The sequence below is a fragment of the Amycolatopsis sp. NPDC031561 genome (assembly GCF_055580625.1).
The window spans coordinates 171,994-190,458 of sequence record NZ_JBVILA010000001.1 but is presented as its reverse complement, the minus strand read 5'-3'; the positions used below and the strand labels follow the sequence as shown (position 1 = coordinate 190,458).

Annotated in this window: 17 protein-coding genes and 1 pseudogene; 3 read left to right on the top strand and 15 right to left on the bottom strand. The window is 70.0% G+C overall.

The features are described 5' to 3' along the window. The first annotated feature begins 80 nt into the window (after window positions 1-80). Window positions 81-854, top strand: a complete 774-nt coding sequence (locus ACZ5IK_RS00920; RefSeq protein WP_465485985.1) for a class I SAM-dependent methyltransferase — start codon at window positions 81-83, stop codon at window positions 852-854. Continuing rightward, window positions 851-1,624, top strand: coding sequence for a class I SAM-dependent methyltransferase (locus tag ACZ5IK_RS00915; protein ID WP_465485984.1), 774 nt, complete (start codon window positions 851-853; stop codon window positions 1,622-1,624). Before ACZ5IK_RS00920 ends, ACZ5IK_RS00915 begins: the two co-directional genes overlap by 4 nt. Before the next feature lie 109 nt (window positions 1,625-1,733). On the opposite strand, the gene ACZ5IK_RS00910 is transcribed toward ACZ5IK_RS00915, so the two are convergent. From ACZ5IK_RS00910 to ACZ5IK_RS00880, 7 genes and pseudogenes are all read right to left on the bottom strand, one after another. After that, window positions 1,734-2,519 carry a type III pantothenate kinase gene (locus tag ACZ5IK_RS00910; RefSeq protein ID WP_465485983.1) on the bottom strand — a complete coding sequence of 262 codons (786 nt, stop codon included), beginning with the start codon at window positions 2,517-2,519 and terminating at the stop codon, window positions 1,734-1,736. Window positions 2,520-2,523: 4 nt separating this feature from the next. Then, a complete protein-coding gene (gene panD, locus ACZ5IK_RS00905; protein WP_101611067.1) occupies window positions 2,524-3,018 on the bottom strand; it encodes an aspartate 1-decarboxylase in 495 nt (164 codons plus the stop codon). Window positions 3,019-3,030: 12 nt separating this feature from the next. After that, entirely contained in the window at window positions 3,031-3,939 is a 909-nt protein-coding gene (panC, locus tag ACZ5IK_RS00900) for a pantoate--beta-alanine ligase (RefSeq protein ID WP_465485982.1), read from the bottom strand. After that, a pseudogene (locus tag ACZ5IK_RS00895) lies at window positions 3,936-4,862 on the bottom strand (Rossmann-like and DUF2520 domain-containing protein); the annotation flags it as partial. The pseudogene ACZ5IK_RS00895 and the gene panC, both read right to left, overlap by 4 nt. Before the next feature lie 135 nt (window positions 4,863-4,997). Then, complete coding sequence (locus tag ACZ5IK_RS00890) at window positions 4,998-6,167, bottom strand: PrsW family intramembrane metalloprotease (protein WP_465485981.1); 1,170 nt, start codon at window positions 6,165-6,167, stop codon at window positions 4,998-5,000. 207 nt (window positions 6,168-6,374) lie between these two features. Continuing rightward, complete coding sequence (locus ACZ5IK_RS00885) at window positions 6,375-8,468, bottom strand: DUF6779 domain-containing protein (RefSeq protein WP_465485980.1); 2,094 nt, start codon at window positions 8,466-8,468, stop codon at window positions 6,375-6,377. 69 nt (window positions 8,469-8,537) lie between these two features. Further along, a complete protein-coding gene (locus ACZ5IK_RS00880; protein WP_101611072.1) occupies window positions 8,538-8,999 on the bottom strand; it encodes a DUF3180 domain-containing protein in 462 nt (153 codons plus the stop codon). A gap of 60 nt (window positions 9,000-9,059) precedes the next feature. Here ACZ5IK_RS00880 and ACZ5IK_RS00875 point away from each other — a divergent pair, with 60 nt between their 5' ends. Next, window positions 9,060-10,001: a MerR family transcriptional regulator gene (locus ACZ5IK_RS00875; RefSeq protein ID WP_465485979.1), complete on the top strand. Its 942-nt coding sequence runs from the start codon at window positions 9,060-9,062 to the stop codon at window positions 9,999-10,001. Between the two features lie 143 nt (window positions 10,002-10,144). Here ACZ5IK_RS00875 and folK read toward each other — a convergent pair whose 3' ends face one another. The 8 genes from folK to ACZ5IK_RS00835 form a co-directional block, all read right to left on the bottom strand. Next, on the bottom strand, window positions 10,145-10,642 hold the full coding sequence (gene folK, locus ACZ5IK_RS00870) for a 2-amino-4-hydroxy-6-hydroxymethyldihydropteridine diphosphokinase (RefSeq protein ID WP_465485978.1): 498 nt from the start codon (window positions 10,640-10,642) through the stop codon (window positions 10,145-10,147). Continuing rightward, on the bottom strand, window positions 10,639-10,998 hold the full coding sequence (gene folB / locus ACZ5IK_RS00865) for a dihydroneopterin aldolase (RefSeq protein WP_093933318.1): 360 nt from the start codon (window positions 10,996-10,998) through the stop codon (window positions 10,639-10,641). The genes folK and folB overlap by 4 nt, the downstream gene beginning before the upstream one ends. After that, the gene (folP, locus tag ACZ5IK_RS00860; protein WP_465485977.1) at window positions 10,991-11,833 is read right to left on the bottom strand and encodes a dihydropteroate synthase; all 843 of its coding nucleotides are present in this window, start codon (window positions 11,831-11,833) and stop codon (window positions 10,991-10,993) included. Before folP ends, folB begins: the two co-directional genes overlap by 8 nt. Next, the gene (gene folE / locus ACZ5IK_RS00855; protein ID WP_465485976.1) at window positions 11,830-12,444 is read right to left on the bottom strand and encodes a GTP cyclohydrolase I FolE; all 615 of its coding nucleotides are present in this window, start codon (window positions 12,442-12,444) and stop codon (window positions 11,830-11,832) included. Before folE ends, folP begins: the two co-directional genes overlap by 4 nt. Next, window positions 12,413-14,839: an ATP-dependent zinc metalloprotease FtsH gene (ftsH, locus tag ACZ5IK_RS00850; protein ID WP_465485975.1), complete on the bottom strand. Its 2,427-nt coding sequence runs from the start codon at window positions 14,837-14,839 to the stop codon at window positions 12,413-12,415. The genes folE and ftsH overlap by 32 nt, the downstream gene beginning before the upstream one ends. Before the next feature lie 201 nt (window positions 14,840-15,040). Beyond that, entirely contained in the window at window positions 15,041-15,874 is an 834-nt protein-coding gene (locus ACZ5IK_RS00845; RefSeq protein WP_465485974.1) for an ESX secretion-associated protein EspG, read from the bottom strand. 200 nt (window positions 15,875-16,074) lie between these two features. After that, window positions 16,075-16,869 carry an ESX secretion-associated protein EspG gene (locus ACZ5IK_RS00840; RefSeq protein WP_465485973.1) on the bottom strand — a complete coding sequence of 265 codons (795 nt, stop codon included), beginning with the start codon at window positions 16,867-16,869 and terminating at the stop codon, window positions 16,075-16,077. Window positions 16,870-17,079: 210 nt separating this feature from the next. Further along, a complete protein-coding gene (locus tag ACZ5IK_RS00835; RefSeq protein WP_465485972.1) occupies window positions 17,080-18,459 on the bottom strand; it encodes a WXG100 family type VII secretion target in 1,380 nt (459 codons plus the stop codon). Window positions 18,460-18,465: the final 6 nt, after the last annotated feature.

Genomic DNA, 18,465 nt, shown 5'->3' with positions numbered 1-18,465 from the left:
ACCCTCTCCTTCCCTACGCCAACCGGATTACCTTTTCCGGGTCCGGCCCAGCCGGTTTTCTCTCCATTAACCTGGCTCGCGTGAACTCATCCACTCCCGGCGTCGAAGCCGAACTGCACGCACGCCGCGCCGCCTCGTTCGGCGCGAAGGCCGCCGCCTATGCCGCACATCGGCCGGACTATCCGGAAAAGGCACTGGCCTGGGGGCTGGCGGGGGCGAGAACCACCCCGGAACGGGTCCTCGATCTCGGCGCGGGGACCGGCAAGCTCACCGAAGGACTGCTCGCCCTCGGTCTCGCGGTCACCGCGGTCGAACCGGACGCGAAGATGCTCGAAGAACTCACCAAGACGTTCCCGGGGGCGGCCCCGCTCATCGGGACGGCCGAGAAGATCCCGCTGCCGGACGAATCCGTGGACGCCGTGGTCGTGGGCCAGGCCTTCCACTGGTTCGACCTCGACCGCGCCTATCCGGAGATGGCCAGGGTGCTGAAACCGGGCGGAGTCGTTGCCGCGCTGTGGAACCACGACGACGAGTCCGTCGGCTGGCTGGCGGAATTCAACGCGCTGATCAAGACCTCGGCGAGCAGGCGCTGGCTGAGCGACTACGAATCGCTGCCGGAACACGAGGCCTTCGAACCGTTCGAGAAGAAGACTTTCGGTCACAAACAACCCAGGACGGCGGAAACCCTGGTGGAGACTCTCGCCACCCATTCGCACATGGTGGTGGTTCCGGCGGAGGAACGCGAAGCCAAGCTTCGCACGGCACGGGAATTCCTCGACCGGAACCCGGAAACCGCCTCGGGGGAATTCGACCTGCCGCTCACCACCACCGTCTTCCGGGCGCGACGCCGGTGAACGCCGACTGGAAGGCCACGTTCACCGCGACGTTCGGCGCGCCGGCCTCCGCGGTGTCCGCGCGGATCTGGGCCGAGGTGTACGGCGACGAGTACCCCGCCGAGCTCGACACCTACAGCTTCGTCACCCGCACCGACCTGCGCCGCATCGCGGACGAAGCCCGGCTGGAGCCGGGCGGGCGGCTGGCGGACCTCGGCTGCGGACGCGGCGGGCCGGGCCTGTGGGTCGCCGCCCGCACCTACGCGACGCTCACCGGCATCGACATCGCGGAGACGGCGCTGGCTTCGGCGCGGCGTCGCGCGGAGACTCTGCCCCTCTCGGACGTCGAAGCGACCGAGTTCCGGGTCGGCACCTTCGCGGACACCGGCCTGGACGACGCGTCGTCCGAGGCGGTGATGAGCGTCGACGCGCTGCTGTTCGCGCCCGACAAGGCACTCGCCTGCGCGGAGTTCGCGCGGATCCTCGTACCCGGCGGGCGGCTGGTCGTCACGACCTGGGACTTCGACGGGCAGCCCCAGAACCGGCCGCCGCAGGTCGCCGACCACCGGCCGCTGCTGGAATCGGCCGGATTCGACGTCCTCTCCTACGAAGAGACGCCGGACTGGCGAGCGCGGCAGCAGCGGACCATGGAACTGTCGCTGGAGCGGGTGGACGACCTGGCGGCGGAGTCGGGCGACGATCCGGCGAGGCTGCGGGCGAGCCTCGAACAGGCGCTGCGGAACCAGGACCTGATGACGCGGCGGGTGCTCATGGTCGCTTCGCGCCGCTGACGCCCCTCCCCTCTCCGAATGTCAGGAAAGGGGCTTTCAAGACGTTTTTTGTCCTGAAAGCCCCTTTCCTGACACATCCGAGGCCCCAGAGGAAACCGCATTTAGAGGACTAAACGCGGGAGTGGTGGTTGCGCTCGTAGACCAGCCGCAGGCCCAGCAGCGTCAGATCCGGCGCGTGCTCGGTGATCGTCTCCGACTCCTCCAGCACCAGGGGCGCGAGGCCGCCGGTCGCGATCACCGCGACCGGATCCGTCCCGCCGGGCGAAAGCTCGCGTTTGATCCGCTTCACCAGGCCGTCGACCTGGCCCGCGAAGCCGTAGAGGATGCCGGATTGCAGGCATTCCACGGTGTTCTTCCCGATCACCGACCGCGGCGGCACAAGCTCGACCTTGCGCAGCGCCGCGGCCCGCGCGGCCAGCGCGTCGACCGAGATCTCGATACCGGGCGCGAACGCGCCGCCGAGGAACTCGCCCTTCGCGGAGATGGCGTCCACATTGGTCGAAGTCCCGAAATCCACCACCACACAGGCGGTGGTGGGGTGCAGATGGTGCGCGGCCAGGGTGTTCACCAGCCTGTCCGCGCCCACCTCCTTGGGGTTGTCGACCAGGAGCGGCACCCCGGTGCGCACTCCCGGCTCGATGACGATCTTCGGCAACCGTCCGTAATATCGCGCGAGCATGACGCGCAGCTCCCGCAGGACGGCGGGCACCGTGGACAGCGCGCTGATCCCGGTGATCGCGTCCGCGTGCGGGCCGAGGAGCCCGCGCATGGTGAGCGCGAGCTCGTCGGCGGTGATCCGCGCGTCGGTGCGCATGCGCCAGTCACCCACCAGCTCTTGCCCGTTGTAGAGACCGAGCACGATGTTGGTGTTGCCGACGTCGACCGTGAGCAGCAAGGGCTCAGCTTTCGGCGTGCAGCAGCGCGTCGAGACGGCGGGCGTCGGCGGTTTCGGCGACCGGGAAGGTCATCGTGTCGTCGTCGGCCAGTGTCACGGTTCCGCTCATCAGTCCGGAGCCCTCCGGTGCGTGCCCCGGGTTGCCACCCTTCTCGACGATCCGGTTGTCCGCGTCGACGAAGACGACCCGCGGCCGGAACGAGGCCGCCTCGGCGTTCTCCATCTGCGCGTACGAAATCAGGATCACCAGATCGCCGGGGTGCACCAGATGCGCGGCGGCACCGTTGATCCCGAGCACCCCGCTGCCGCGTTCGCCCGCGATCACGTAGGTCTCGAGCCGCGCGCCGTTGGTGACGTCCACAATGGACACCTGTTCGCCCGGCAGCAGATCCGCCGCGTCCATCAGGTCTTCGTCGACCGTCACCGAACCGACGTAGTGCAGATCCGCCTGGGTCACCGTGGCCCGGTGGATCTTCGATTTCAGCATCGTGCGGTACATCGTGGACTCTCCCTATTCCCCTGCGTCCAGCGCGTGCTGGGGATGGTCCGCGGCAGCGCCGAGCACCACACCCACGTTGTCGATCAGCCGGGTACTCCCCACCCTGGCCGCGATCAGCAACCGCGCTTCACCGTCGACGGGCGCGGGCCCGAGGTCGGTTCCCCTCAACTCCAGATAGTCGACCTCGACCGCGGGCCGCGCGGCGAGGGTCTTCCTGGCGGTCGCCAGCACGGCGTCCGCGCCGTCGCGCCCGACGAAGGCACCCGCGGTGAGTGCCGCCGACAACACGATCGCGTCCTCACGCTGTTCAGGAGTCAGGTAGACGTTGCGCGAGGACAACGCCAGCCCGTCACGTTCCCTGACCGTCGGCACCCCGATGACCCGGGTGTCGATGTTCAGGTCACGCACCATTTTCTTGATCAGCACCAGCTGCTGGTAGTCCTTCTCCCCGAAGAAGGCGTAGTCCGGCCGCACGATGTTGAACAGTTTCGCCACCACGGTCAGCACGCCGGCGAAATGCCCCGGCCGCACCGCGCCTTCGAGCTCGTCGCCGAGCGGGCCGGGGTGCACCGTGACGGTGGCCCCGTCGGGGTACAGATCCGACGCCTTGGGCAGGAAGCCCAGTTCGACGCCGTCCTCCTTCAGTACCTCGAGATCCTTGTCCAGCGGACGCGGGTACGCCTCGAAGTCCTCGCCCTCCCCGAACTGCAGGGGGTTCACGAAGATCGACGTCGCGACGACCGTGTTCGGCAGCCGCTTCGCCCGGCGGATCAGCTCGCGGTGCCCCGCGTGCAGGGCGCCCATGGTGGGCACCAGCGCGACCTTGCGGCCGACCCCGTGCAGGGCACGCGTCACCTGGCTCACCTGCTCCGGCGGCTGGAAGGTGTGCAGCGTGCCTCGGGCGAATTTCGGTGTGGTCACTGGTTTTGCTGCCCTTCGGCGGGGTCTGCGGGATCACTGAGGAGTTCGGTGAGTTCGGCGGCGGCCGAGGGGTCCAGGAGCCCGGCGGCGTCGCCGCGCGCCAGCGTGCGCTTGGCCAGCGCGCGATAGCTCGGGGCGATGTCGGGGCCACGTTCGGCCAGCACCGCGAGGTGCTTACGCACGGTGCCGAGATCACCACGGGCCACCGGCCCGGTCAGTGCCCGGTCCCCGTGTCGCAGAACATTATCCAACGCCGCCGACAGCAACGGAGCCACCAGGCGTTCGGGCTGGCCGATTCCCGCTTCCCGCAACAGTTCCGCGCAGTCGGCGACCAGGGTCATCAGGTGGTTCGCGCCATGCGCCAACGCCGCGTGATAGAGCGCTCGCGCCTCGTCAGGGACCCGGACGGGCTCCGCGCCCATCTCCACGGTCAGCGCCTCGCCGACGTTCCACGCCGCTTCGTCACCCTCTGTGGCGGTGACGCCGACGCTGCAGGTGGCCAGTCTGTCGAGGTCCTCCGTGCGGCCGGTGAAGGTCATCACGGGGTGCAGGGCCAGCGGCAGCGCGCCTGCCTCGGCGGCGGGCGCGAGGACGTCGATGCCGTGCGACCCGGAGGTGTGCACGACGATCTGACCCGGTCGCAGGGAACCGGTCGCGACGAGACCGCGCACCATCCCGGCGAGCGCGTCGTCCGGCAGGGCCAGCAGGACCAGATCGGCGCGGCGGGCGACCTCGTCGGGCGGCAGGAGGGGCACGTCGGGGAGCAGTTGCTCCGCCCGGCGTACCGAAGCGTTGGAAAGGCCCGAAGCGGCGACGACCGTGTGCCCGGCCCTCGCGAGTGCGGCGCCGACGACGCTGCCTACCCGGCCGGCGGAAACGACGCCGACGGCCAAGCGAGCGGGCCTCATCATGGCGTGCGCCTGTGGACGCTCATGGTCGAAAACTCCTCAATTCGTTCCAGTCCCGCTCTGTGGTCGCGGGTACCGGACGACGGCGCGAGGGTAACCCTCGGGCGCGCGTCCGAACCGGTCCTCGTGACCAGCTTCACCTGATACGGGTCACCCGCGCGGAGCACCGTCCGCCAGCCGCACGGCGTCGGCGCGCGACGTCTTGAGCACCTGCAGCAGTTCACGCTGCCGCTGTTTGCCCTCGTCGGTGAGCTTCCTGCCGCGTCGCAGGAACGCCAGCTCGGTCACGCTGGCCTGATAGCGGCCGACGGCCTTCGCCGCGTCCCGTCCCGACTGCTTCCGCGCCTGTTTCCGCCAGGAGCGCCGCCCCGACAGGCTGGCCAGCAGCGTCACCTCGGACGGCGCGATCCAGCGCGCGTCGACCATCATCGGCAACGCGGCCGCGACGATCCGCTGCTCGCGGCGCCGCTGCATGACCACCACCGAGAAGACGCCGATGAACAGCGGCACCATGATCAGGAAATAGACGTTCAGGAAGGTCTTGGCGCCGCCGAGCAGCGCGGCACCGTTCCACAGCGCGTGCAGCAGCACGGCGACGATGTAGCCGCCGATCGGCGCCAGGATCCGCAATGAGCGCACTTTGCTGCTCGCGGCGACGCCGAGCCCGATTCCGGTCATCACGGCGAACAGCGGATGCGTGAACGGCGAAAGCACGCCGCGGAGGAAGAACGCCGCGAGCACGCCGGCGCTGGTGCCGTCGCCGAAACCGTGTTCGGCGAAGGCACGGCCGAAGTAGTAGATGTTCTCGGTGAAGGCGAACCCGGCCGCGGTGAACCCGGCGTAGACGATGCCGTCCACGACGCCGTCGAACTCACTCGGGCGCCGCCACCACAGCAGCAAGATGAAGGCGGCCTTCGCGGCCTCCTCGACCAGCGGTGCGGAGACCAGGCCGCTGATCTTGCCGCCGCCGCCACTGCCGAGCAGCAGGTCACCGACGGCTTCGGCACCGCTGTTGAGCAGCAGCGCGATGATCGTCGCGACGCACGCGCCCCAGACGAAGGACAGCAGCAGGAGCTTCGGGGGTTCCGGTTCCCAGCGGTCGACCCACAGGAACGCGGTGACCACCACACCGACCGGCACGAGTGCCGCGAGCACGCCGATCGTCACCGCGGGCAGGCCGACCTTCTCGGTCACCGTGCCGAAGACGAACAGCCCGCACAACGCGACGGCGATCAGCCCGAGCACCGGCAGCAGCACGGTGATCGACCGAGACCGGCGGGCCCGGTCGGGACCGGGCGCCGGGGAGGAAGGCTCGCTCACAGCGGGTCACCCTACCGTCGGTACGGGACAGGAGCGGGACGTGGAGCTGAAGTTCGAGACCGGACGGGCCACACGTGTGAACCCGCCCGGCCGAAGGCCCCGCCATCGCGGTGGCAGGGCGCCCAGCCTCGAGAACGCGACTGAATCAACCCACCAGCGCCCTGCCGACGTCGATTGCGGTCGCGGGTTCACCTGGTCGGACGCGACTCAATCCTCCGCACGCCGCCTGCGCCGCGGAGTGGACTCGTTCGCGCCGTTGGCCGCGAGCAGGTCCATCACCGACCGGCCGGACGCGTGGGAGCCGGCGGCGGGGGTCTCCGGACGGCTGTGCGACGACCCGTTTCGGGACGGCGTCTCTTCCTCCGGCTTCGCCCGCCTGCCGCCGTGACGGCCGCCTGACGACTCCTGGCCCTGCCAGGCCGGGGGCTCGCCGTCCGGGCGGCGGCGACGGCCACCACCGGTGGGCTCTGGGACGTTGGGGGCCGGGGTAAGCGAGACCGAGGAGTCCTCCGCCGCCCGGCGACGGCGTCCGCCGCTCCCGTTCTGCGTCATGCGGACCTCTTCGGGCAGCGTCGGGTTCACCGCGGGCGGCTCCTCGACGGGCGGGCTGTGCCGCGACGGCGCCTCGGCGGCCGGACGGCGCACCGGTTCGGGCTCCGGCGGGCGCACGGGCTCGGCACGGCGAGGAGGCTCGGACACGACCGGGATCGACAGCGGGGTCGGGGGCTCCGGATCACGACGAGGCTGAGGGCTGGAGGGCTGAGGGCTCGAGGGTTGGGGACTCGAGGACTGGGGCCGCGGCAGGGAGGCCGACTGCTGGGGCTTCGACGGCGGCGCGGGGCGCAGCCGGTCCTGGAAGTCGTCCTTCCGGGGGAACGCCGCGCTCAGGTCGGAGACCGGGCGCTCCTGCGTCCACGACGGCTTCCACTCGCCGGTGGCCTCCATCGGCTCCGGCGTGGCGGCGGGCTTGTTCGCGGGCGGCGGCGTGCCACCGGCCGGACGAGGCCGTTCGACCGGCTTCATCCCAGGCCGGGTCAGGCCGAGTTCGCGGTTCGGCCGGGGACGGTCCGGCTCGACCTTCTTGACCGGCTTCGCCTGCGCGGCGGGCTTCACCGGCGGCGTCTGCTTGCGGGTCTGCTCCTCCGGCCGCGGCGCGGGCGGGCGCTGCACGGTGCCGGCGTCGAGGCGCTGCTGCAGCGAAGGCTGCTGCGGACGGCGGGGCGGTTCGTTGCGCTGGGGCTCCGGGCGCTGAGATTCCGGACGCTGGGGTTCCTGACGCGGCGGCTCCGGGCGCTGGGGCTGCCGGGCGACGGCGGGCATCGACGGCTGCGAGACCTCGGCGCGCGAGATACCCGGCATGGACGGGCGGGACACCTCGGCCGGGGTCACCGGCGGCGGGGTCTTGCGCTTGGCATCGACCCTCGGCATCGGCCGGGAGACCTCGGCGGGCGACATCCCGGGGTTGGACATTTCGAGCCGCTCGCGACGGGCGGCTTCGGCGGCGAGCGCCTCGGCCGCCTTCGACGCGCGGGCGTCCGCCTTGCGCATGCTGCGGCGAGTCGACTCGTCGACCGGCTTCGGCCGCGGGACCTGATTGCTCTGGCCGTAGCCGTTGGCACCGTTAGTGCCGTTGATCTGACCGTTCGCCGGTTTTCGCCGGGCCGCGGGCGGGGCACCGGCCCGCACCGACGCCGGCTCGAGGACGCGGTCGATCATCTCTGTCGGGCGCTCCCGCCCGTGTTCACGATCGTCGACGTCGATCGTGGTGCTCTTGGCCGCCATGAGCTGGGGTTTGCCGTTGCCGTTCTCGGACCCCGCGCTCATCAGCTGCTTGTTGTCGAGGGACCGCATCCGGGTGGCCTGCGCGGTGAGCGCGACACGTTCGAGGAGGACCTCGCCACCACCGAAGAGCGACTGGAGGCTCTCACGCAGGGCGGTCACCTCGGCCCTGAGCGCTTCGAGCTCCTCCTGGGAGCGGCTGTCGGCGGCCTGCCGGGTCTCCGCTTCCATCTCCAGCTCGAACTCGCGGCGGGCGGCGATCTCCCGTTCCAGCTCCAGCTCGTAGACGGCCTGCGCCTCGGCGACGGCTTCTTCGCTCTGTGAAACGTGCTTACGCGAGCGGACTGCCAGGAACGCGCCGATCAAGGCGGCCCACAGCGCCGCGACGATCCCCAGCCGCAAGTAGCGGAGGTCGTCGGAAAGCACCAATGCGAGAGTCGCGCCGACGGCGAGAACCAAGCCGACGACAAGCCACGGCCTACCCGCAAGGCGGCCGCGCGAGTCGTCACCCACCCCGGTCATGCCCAACACCGTACCTTCTAGTAATCCGAACGAGACCTAGTCGGTACTTCGAGCGGTGGCTCCCGAGCGTTAACCGGTCGGCTCGGGATCGCGCTCCCGATCGCTGCCTTCGGGGGTCCGGCAGCAGTGCTCGAGCCACAAAGCCGCAGCTACCAGCGCCACCGAGCTGACGATCCCGACCGTCGCCGAGCGGAGGTCGCCGCTCGCCGCGAGGAGTTCGTCACGTCGCGGAAAAAGATACGCGAAAGCCGCCAGCCAGACCCCCGTCATGACGGATCCGGCGAGTGACGAGGCCTTGGCGAGGGCCACCGATCGGGCGACGGAGATCGCGGACAGCACCCGGCCTTCTTTGATCCGCGAACGGACGATGAAGGCGAGCACGGTCTCGCAGAGCGCGAGGACGAGCAGCGTGATCCCGGCGAAGAGCGGGAGCGCGGGGAAGGATCCGTAGGCGACCTGGAAGAGCAGATAGGCCAGGACCAAACCCAGGAGGCCGGCCACTGCCAGCTCACGTGGCCGGGTGAAGTGCATGGTCCAACGCTACCTGGGAGGCTTGACTCTCCACCAACTGGAGAGTCGACGATGAGGCACATGGGCACCGCAGCGGTTTTCACCATCGGGGAGCTGGCCAAACGGACCGGCCTGCCGGTGAAGACCATCCGCTTCTACTCCGACGAAGGGCTCCTGCCGCCGACCGACCGCACCGATTCCGGCTACCGCCTCTACGACGCCACCGCGATGGCGCGCCTGGAGCTGGTCCGGACGCTGCGGGAGCTCGGGCTGGGTCTCGCGGACGTCGAGCGGGCGCTGACCAGGGAAGCGACCATCGGGGACCTCGCGGTCCAGCACGTCGCCGCCCTGGACGAGCAGATCCGGCGGCTGGAGCTGCGCCGCGCGGTCCTGCGAGCGGTGGCCAAACGGGACTCACCACTGGAGGAGGTCGAACTGATGAACAAACTCGCGTCGATGTCGGACGAGGACCGCAAACGCTTGCTCGACGAGTTCTGGCAGGACATGGTCGAGGGGCTCGAACTGGATCCGCAGTTCTACGAGCGGATGCGCTCGGCGAAACCGGAACTGCCCGACGACCCGACGCCCGAGCAGCTGGAGGCGTGGATCGAGTTCGCCGAACTCGTGCAGGACGACGAGTTCCGCGCGTCCATCCGCCGGATGAGCGAGTGGCACTCGAAGCTCCGGAAGCAGGACGGGGCGGACTTCGGCGAGAAGCAGCAAGAACTGTGGATGGCCTGGAGCACGAAGGCAGCCGAAGCGCTCGAAGCCGGCCTCGCGCCGGACTCGGCTGAGGGCCGGGAACTGGCGGAGACGATCTTCTCGGAGTCCTCGCGGAACGGGCGGGACGCGGCGGACCCGGCTTGGCGGAAGCGGCTGACCGACGGGATGGCGGTCAGCGCCGACCCGCGCGCCGAGCACTACTGGGTGCTGCTGGGGAAGATGAACGGCTGGCCGTCGTTCCCCTCGCAAATGCCTCAGGCCGAGTGGATCATCGCCGCCATGCGCTCCGCCCTGGGATAGCAAGGGACCTTTGCTATCGCCCGCCCCCTCCCGCGTTTCGTCCTCTAGTTGCGGTGGTTCGCACCACGCACTACCGCAACCAGTCCTCTAGTTGCGGTGGTTCGCACCACGCACTACCGCAACTAGAGGACGAAACGCGGGGGTCAGGCGAGGGTGAGGGTGAGCGGGGTCCGGCGTACGGAGGTGACGTCGGAGGCCGGGCGGGCGGCGAGGAGGGCCGCGACGGGACCGTGGCCGGGGAGCACCGCGTCGGGCTCGATCTCCAGCCAGGGGATCAGCACGCTCGCGCGCTCCGGCGTGCCGGGATGAGGAAGCAGCAACCGGGGGTCGTCGGAGCGCACCCCGTCCACGGTCACGATGTCGACGTCCAGCGTGCGCGGCCCCCAGCGGACCTCGCGCACGCGCTCGGCCTCCCGCTCGGCCGCCTGCCCGGCGCGCAGCCAGTCCCAGTGGTCGCGAGCCGGGTCGTCGACCAGGACGAGGGCGTTGAGGAAGTCCGGCTGGTCCTCGACACCCCACGCTTTCGTCTCGTAGACCGACGAAACCGCGACCACCGCGGGCCGCACCGCGTCCACGGCCGACTGAAGGAACGCGAGCCGGTCCCCCAGATTCGAACCGAGCGAAAGCAGCGCGCGGCTCATCGCTCCCGCCGCACACTCACGGCGACGTCGTCGAAGTTCAGCGGGATCGGCGCGGACGGCTTGTGCACGGTCACCTCGACGGCGGTCAGCCGCTCGTCGCGCAGGACCTCGTCGGCGATCTTCCCGGCGACACTCTCGATGAGGTCGTACGGCTCGCCCGCCACGATCCCGGCGGCGAGTTCGGCCAGTTCGCCGTAGTGCAGCGTCTTGGTCAGGTCGTCGGACGCGGCGGCCGGTCCGAGGTCCAGCCACACCACGATGTCGACGACGAACTCCTGCCCGTCGCGCTTCTCGTGGTCGAAGACCCCGTGCCTGCCGAAGACCCTCAAGCCGGTCAACGTGATCCGGTCAGACAACGGGACTCCCCTTCCGCCAAGCCGCCGCGACGGTCACGGCGTCGATACTCGCGCCGACCTCGTGCACCCGCACACCCCATGCCCCCGCCGCCGCGGCGAGCGCGGACACGGCCGCGGTCGCGTTCTCCCGGCCGTCCGGCGGAGCGGGCTTTCCGTCCTTTCCGGACAAAAGGCGCCCGAGGAACCGTTTGCGCGAGGCGCCGACGAGCACCGGGAAACCCAGTGACAGGAGGGAATCCAGGCCGTTCAGCAGCGCCCAGTCGTGTTCGGCGTCCTTCGCGAAACCGAGCCCCGGGTCGAGCACGATCGCACTCTGGTCGACCCCCGCGGCGACCGCTTCGTCCACTCGGGACAGCAGTTCGGCGCGCACGTCCGCGACGACGTCCTCATAGGACGCCAGCGCGTTCATGTCCTTGCTGTGCCCGCGCCAGTGCATGAGCACCCACGGGACCCCGGTCTCCGCGGCGACCTTCGCCATGTTCGGGTCGGCCAGCCCGCCGGAGACGTCGTTGATGACCGACGCGCCCGCGTCGACGGCGGCGAGGGCGACCTCGGCCCGCGTGGTGTCCACGGACATCGCGACACCGTCGGCCGCGAGGGTGCGGATCACCGGCATGATCCGGGAAATCTCGGTTTCGGCGTCCACTCGGGACGCCCCGGGCCGGGTCGACTCGCCCCCGACGTCGATCAGGTCCGCGCCGCGCGCCCACATCTCGTGCGCGTGCTCCAGCGCCTGCTCGACCCCGAGGTAGCGGCCGCCGTCCGAGAAGGAATCGGGGGTGACGTTGAGGATGCCCATCACCGCGCAGCGGCCGGGCCGGGGCAGGGCGATCATCGACGGCCCTTGATGAGGTCCAGCGCCTCCGCCCGCGAGGACGCCGAAGACTTCAGCAAACCGCGCACGGCCGACGTCGTCGTCCGAGCGCCGGGCTTGCGGATCCCGCGCATGGCCATGCAGAGGTGCTCGGCCTCGACCACGACGATCACGCCGCGGGGCTTGAGCTTGCGCACGAGCGCGTCGGCGACCTGCGAGGTGATGCGCTCCTGGACCTGCGGGCGCTTGGCGTAGAGATCGACGAGCCTGGCCAGTTTGGACAGCCCGGTGACCTTGCCGTGGCCGTTCGGGATGTAGCCGACGTGGGCGACACCGTGGAAGGAAAGCAAGTGGTGTTCACAGGTCGAGAACATCGGGATGTCCGTCACCAGGACGAGTTCTTCGTGCGCCTCGTCGAACGTGCGGTCCAGCACGTGGTCCGGTTCGGTGTAGAGCCCGGCGAACATTTCCCGGTAAGCGCGAGCGACCCGGGCCGGGGTCTCCAAGAGACCGTCCCGGTCCGGGTCCTCACCACAAGCGAGCAGGAGTTCGCGTACGGCTTTCTCGGCCCGCTCTTGGTCGAAGACCGGGCTTTCGCCGTTAACGCTTGGTGTCGTCCTGTCCGTCGTCACGCCGTTGCTGTCCTTCGTCCTGCTGACCGCCAGGCTGGCCCGGCTCGCCGCCGAACCAGGTGTCGCGCGGACGGTCTTCGGCGGGACGCCAGGGCTGGTTCGGCTGTCCGCCCGGCTGAGTCGCCGGGGTCCATCCGGGAGGAGCCCCGTAGTTCGGCGGACCGCCAACGGGCCCACCCTGATAACCGCCTGCCGGACCGCCCGGCTGCTGCCCACCATATGCCTGGGGCCAGTGGCCGGTGCCGTTCGGCCCACCGTTCGGGCGGCCACCGTTGGGGTGGGCGCCCGGCTGCGGCGGAGCGTAGGGGTTGGCGTTCGGGTCCGGCGGCGGGACCGGGGCCGCGTACGGCGGGCCACCGGGAAGGTCACCGCCACCCTGCGCGGTACCGACCGGGGTCGGCGCCGGCTGCAGCACCGGCTGTGCCTTCTTCTCCTCCGGCGGGGGCCACGGCTCGCCGCGCTCCATCGCCAGCTCGCCGGGGGTCTTGATCGGCGGCTTGTCCGACGGCTTCCGCTCGCCGAACTCGTTGAAGATGGTGATGTGCGGGCGCTTCTCGACGGTCGCGAAGATCCGCTCGAGATCCTTGCGGGTCAGCGTCTCCTTCTCGAGAAGTTCGATGACCAGCTCGTCCAGCACGTCGCGGTAGGTGCTCAGCACGTGCCACGCCTCGGTGTGCGCGGTCTCGATGAGCTTGCGCACCTCCTCGTCGATCTCGTGCGCGACCTCGAGCGAGTAGTCCGCCTGGCGGCCCGCCGAGCGGCCGAGGAACGGGTCACCCTGCTCCTGGCCGTACTTGACGGCGCCGAGCCGGGCGCTCATGCCGTACTCGGTGACCATCGCGCGGGCGATCTTCGTCGCCTGCTCGATGTCGGAGGAGGCACCGGTGGTGGGCTCGTGGAAGACGAGCTCCTCCGCCGTCCGGCCGCCCATCGCGAAGACCAGGCGCCCGATCATCTCCGAACGGGTCATCAACTCCTTGTCGTCCTCCGGGACGAGCAGGGCGTGACCGCCGGTGCGCCCGCGCGGCAGGATCGTCAGCTTGTAGACCGGCTCGATGTCCGGCATCGCCCACGCGGCGAGCGCGTGCCCGCCCTCGTGGTAGGCCGTGATCTTCTTCTCCTTCTCGGAGATGATCCGGCTCTTGCGGGCGGGGCCGCCGACGACGCGGTCGACCGACTCCTCCAGCGCCTCGTCGGTGATCACGTGCCCGTTCTGGCGGGCGGTGAGCAGCGCGGCCTCGTTGAGCACGTTCGCCAGGTCGGCGCCGGACATGCCGACGGTCCGCTTGGCGAGGCCGCTCAGGTCGGTGCCCTGCGCGATCGGCTTGCCCTTGGCGTGCACCTCGAGGATCGCCCTGCGACCGCGCATGTCCGGTGCGGACACCGGGATCTGGCGGTCGAAGCGGCCGGGACGCAGGAGCGCCGGGTCGAGGATGTCGGGCCGGTTGGTGGCGGCGATCAGGATGATGCCGCCGCGCGCGTCGAAGCCGTCCATCTCGACGAGGAGCTGGTTCAGCGTCTGCTCACGTTCGTCGTGACCGCCGCCGAGGCCGGCGCCGCGCTGGCGGCCGACCGCGTCGATCTCGTCGACGAAGATGATGCAGGGCGCGTTCTGCTTGGCCTGCTCGAACAGGTCGCGGACCCGCGAGGCGCCGACACCGACGAACATCTCGACGAAGTCGGAACCGGAGATCGTGTAGAACGGCACGCCCGCCTCGCCGGCGACGGCTCGCGCGAGCAGCGTCTTACCGGTACCGGGCGGCCCGTAGAGCAGCACGCCCTTGGGGATCTTCGCGCCGAGTGCCTGATAGCGCGCCGGGTTCTGCAGGAAATCCTTGATCTCGTACAGCTCTTCGACGGCCTCGTCGGCGCCCGCGACGTCCCCGAAAGTCGTCTTGGGCATGTCCTTGTTGAGCTGTTTGGCCTTCGACTTGCCGAAGTTGAGGACGCGGTTCCCGCCGCCCTGCGCGTTGTTCATCATCCACATCAGCAGGCCCAGCACCAGCGCCAGCGGAATGGCGAAGATCAAGATCTGGGTGAGGACGTTCTGCTGGGTGACCTTGGTCGTGAACTTGACCGGGTTGTCGCCGTTCTTGAGGCCGATGAGCTGGCCGTAGATGTTGCCCGCGACGTTCGCCGGGTACTGCGCGATGATCTGGTCGACCTGCTGGCCTTCGACCTCGATCTTCTTGGTCAGCAGCAGCTTGATCTGCTGTTCCTTGTCCTCTTGCGAGGCTTCCTTGACGTTGTTCGCGGTGATCTGCTGATTCGCGATCGAGATCGGCACCTGGGTGTAGCCACGATCACTGTCGAAGATCGTGTTGTAGGCGAGAAACGCCAGTACCGCCGCGAGAATCCAGAGCACTGGGTTCTTGAGCACGCTCTTCCGGTTCATACGACTCGGCCCTGGTGGCCTCGACCCTTCCTGGTTGGGCGGCTCCTGTGATACCCGCCATCACGATCTTGACGACCCATGGTGCTCCGACACCCGCCCCTCAGGATACCGCCCGCCTGGACGGACGAGGGTGGTGAGCCTCTCGGACGTAAACGGCGGACGCCTCGTGAGGGTTCCCGGAGCGTGAACGCGCCAGTCACCCTAGCGTGTGTCGACCGCCACACCGGCGGCCATTTCACCGAGTCGCGTACGGAGTGTCTTGACGTCGGCGGGCGAAACGGTGACCCATTCGCGGCCGTCCGGTCCGGCCTGTGACGTGCTGAGGTACCGCCCGCTGACGGTGTCGAACCAGCCGAGAACCCGGGACCGCTGTTTGGCACCGACCTGGGACCGGCTGTTCGCTGCGAGCTGACCGCCGCGCAGCCGGGGCTGGCCGGTGAGTTTGCCGAACGCCTCGCGCGGGTCCGCGGTGACGCGTTCACTGAGTGAGACGCGGGACTTGTCCTTACGACGGTTCTTGACGGCTTCGGTCTCTTCGGCCTGCTTCGTCGGGTTGACGGCGGCACGGATCGGCTGGGTGCGGCGGGCGTCGTCGATCGGCAGCGTGACGGACGCCTCGGAGCCGCGCTGACCCGGCGGCAGCACGTCGACGACCGCTGTCGGGAGCCCGTCCGCGGGGGCCTCGCGCAGCCAGATCCCGGACTGGTCCTGGATCGCGAGCACCCCGTTTCGGCCGTCGGTGGCGCCGAGCACGGCGATCGTCGGGGCCTGGAACTCGGGGATGTGCAGCGCGTCGATGGTCAGCGAGCCGCGGGCGAGGAGGTACAGCCAGTCCTCGATCTTCGACTCGAGCCTTCCCCTGCCGTCGCGGAGGCCGCGGGCCTGGAGCTCGACTTCGGCACGGCTGCGCAGCGCCCGGCGCTCGGCCTCGGTCGCGCCGTGCGAACGCACGCGCAGCGGATAAGGCAGGTCGCCGAGTTCGGCGGACTCCCAGAGGAAGTCGAACGCCAGCGGCGTGAAGTGTTCCTGATGCATTGCTCCGTGCCCTCCCGGCACCTTGGCTCCTGGGCCTCGGGACGCCCAGGGGGTTCACGATAGCGAAGGGGTACGACAGTCGTCGGCCGGATGCGGATAGTGGTCGGGGTTGTGGGTGCGCCAGATGTCATGAAAGGGGCTTTCAGGACGAAAAATGTCCTGAAAGCCCCTTTCATGACATACGCGAAGTGACCGAGAGATCAGCGTGCGGGAGAGGCGTCGGCCGCGATCTTCCCCAGCATCTCCGTGAGCCGGTGCCGCAGCGTCGCCGGATCCGCGGGCGCGATGGTGATCCAGTCCCGGCCGTCGGAACCGCGGGTGGCCTGGGTGAAGTACCGGCCCGACTGCGTGTCGAACCAGCTCAGCACCGAAGACCGGCTCCGCGTGCCGTGCTTGCTGCGCGCGTTGGCGCCGAACTGGCCGCCTCGCAGCCGCGGCTGCGCCTGGAGTCGCGAGAGTGCCTTGCGGTCCTCGTCGGACGTCGCCGTGCCGTCGACCTGCGGCTGGCGGCGCTGGAGGAAGTCCGCCCCCGAAGCGCCGACGAGCCCGTCCAGTGGGAGGGTGATCGACTTCTCCGTGCCGCGCGAACCCGGCGGCAGGAGGGAGACGATCGCGCTCGCAAGGCCGTCCGGGGCAATGGGGTGGAAGTGGAAACCGCGCGGGTCCTGCACCGTCAGGAGGCCTTGCCCGCCGAACAGCGACGCGACCGCGAGCAGCGGTTCGGTGTTGGGATTGTTGAGCTGGACGCAGTCCAGGCTCAGGTCCGGCCTCGCGAGGACACCGAAGTAGTCCTCGATGTGGGGCTCGGGACGCCCTCGGTCGTCGGAGAGACGGCGCTGGTTCAGCGACTGGAACGTCTGCGCCCGCAGGGCGGCGCGCTCGTCCACGGTCGCCCCGTGCGAGCGGAGCCGCAGCGGGTACGGCAGCTCTCCGGCGTTCGCGGTCTCCCACAGGAAGTCCAGCTCGACCGTGGTGAGCAGCTCACCGTTCGCCATCATCCGCCCCTAGTGTCTTTGGTGAACCCGCGTCCGCGATCGGCGTCGGCAGGACACTGCCTGGTCATCTACCTCACGACCGCGGAGAGGGTGTCCTGCCACCGCGATAGCGGGGCCTTCGGCCGGGGCGGGTTCAGGCGCTCCGCCGAAAGGCTCGCACAAGTCAGCGGGCGCGCGGCCGATGAGGCCGCGCGCCCGGTGAGAACCGCTTTAGCGATCGTCGTCTTCGGTCCAGGCACCGATGACCGGCGGCGGGGTCGCCTCGTTGGCGCCGAAGGCGTCGTCCGGGTCCGGCTCGATGAGGAACGACGCGTGCGTGTGCTCCTCTTCCTGCTCGGCCTGCGCGCCGTGGGCGCCCATGCCCATGCCGCCGCCCATGCCCTGCATCGGCGGGGTGGCACCGCCACCGATGGTGCCGCTGGAGGACACGATGCCCTGCTGCGGAACGGCCTGGGACGCGGCGCTCTGCGCGGGCGCGTTGTCGGTCGCCGCGGCGTCGGTGCTGTCGGTGTCCTTCGCGCCGGACTTGTTGCCCTGCCCGAGCGCCTTGGCACCGGCGTAGCCGAGACCGCCGCCGAGCGCGGCCGCCGTGAGCGCCTGGCCGAGACCGTTGCCGCCGGTCGCCGGGGCGTGCGGGGCCATCGGCGCACCGGCGCCGGACGCCATCCCGGCGCCAGGGCCGGGAGCGACACCCGAAGCCGGAAGGTTCCCGGCGGCGGGGTTGTAGCCTGCCTGCGAGAACACACCCGAGTCCGGACCGCCGTGAACGGCCGCCGCGGGCGAACCACCCTGCACACCGCCGTAGCCGTGCGTGCCGGCGAGGACGGGGGTGCCGGAGACGGCGCCCGAGTTGAGGCCACCGCCGCCGACGTTGCCGACACCGCTGAACGAAGCGCTGTTGTGCGAAGCGGTCGGCTTCATGCCGAGGGATTCGGGGCCGAAGCTCGGAGTCGAGCTGTCGACCTCGCTCATCTCCTTGGTGTAGGCCTCGAGGAACCTGGCCTGCTCCGCCCGCACTTCCTTGTCCTGGTCGGCGAGGGGCTTCTGGTCGGTGATCATGCCGACCGGGCCCGCCGCGAGAGCCGCGCCCAACGCACCCTCGGGGGTGTAGTTGGTCGGCTTCGGCATGAGCTTGACCTTGGTGGCCGCGTCGGCCTGCTTCTGCAGCCTGTCCGACATCGTGTGCGCGGCCTCGGAGGCCTGCGAGCCCGAGTTCGCGATGGCGACCAGCGAACCCTGCGCGCTCGCCGCGCCCTGTCCGATCCAGGCGGCGCCCAGTTCGGAGATCGCGTTGTAGAGGTCGTTCGACGCCTGGCTCAGCTTGGAGCCGTGCGAGGTCCACGACTGGCTGATGGCCGTCGCGGTGCTGGGGTCGTTGCCGACGTTGGCCTGGTCCCACAGCTCCTGGCTGGTCGGGGCGCTCTCCCAGTTCGGCGGGTTGGTGATGGCGCGGTCGGCGCCGATGTCGAAACCGTCCGAACGCCCGCGAGCGGACGAGACGATGCCCGCGGCCTGCGAGTTGTCGCCGAGCTGGACCGGGGTGCTGCTGGTGTTCTCGCCGAAAGAGTCGGCACTGTGCTTCGGTGGCATGGCTTT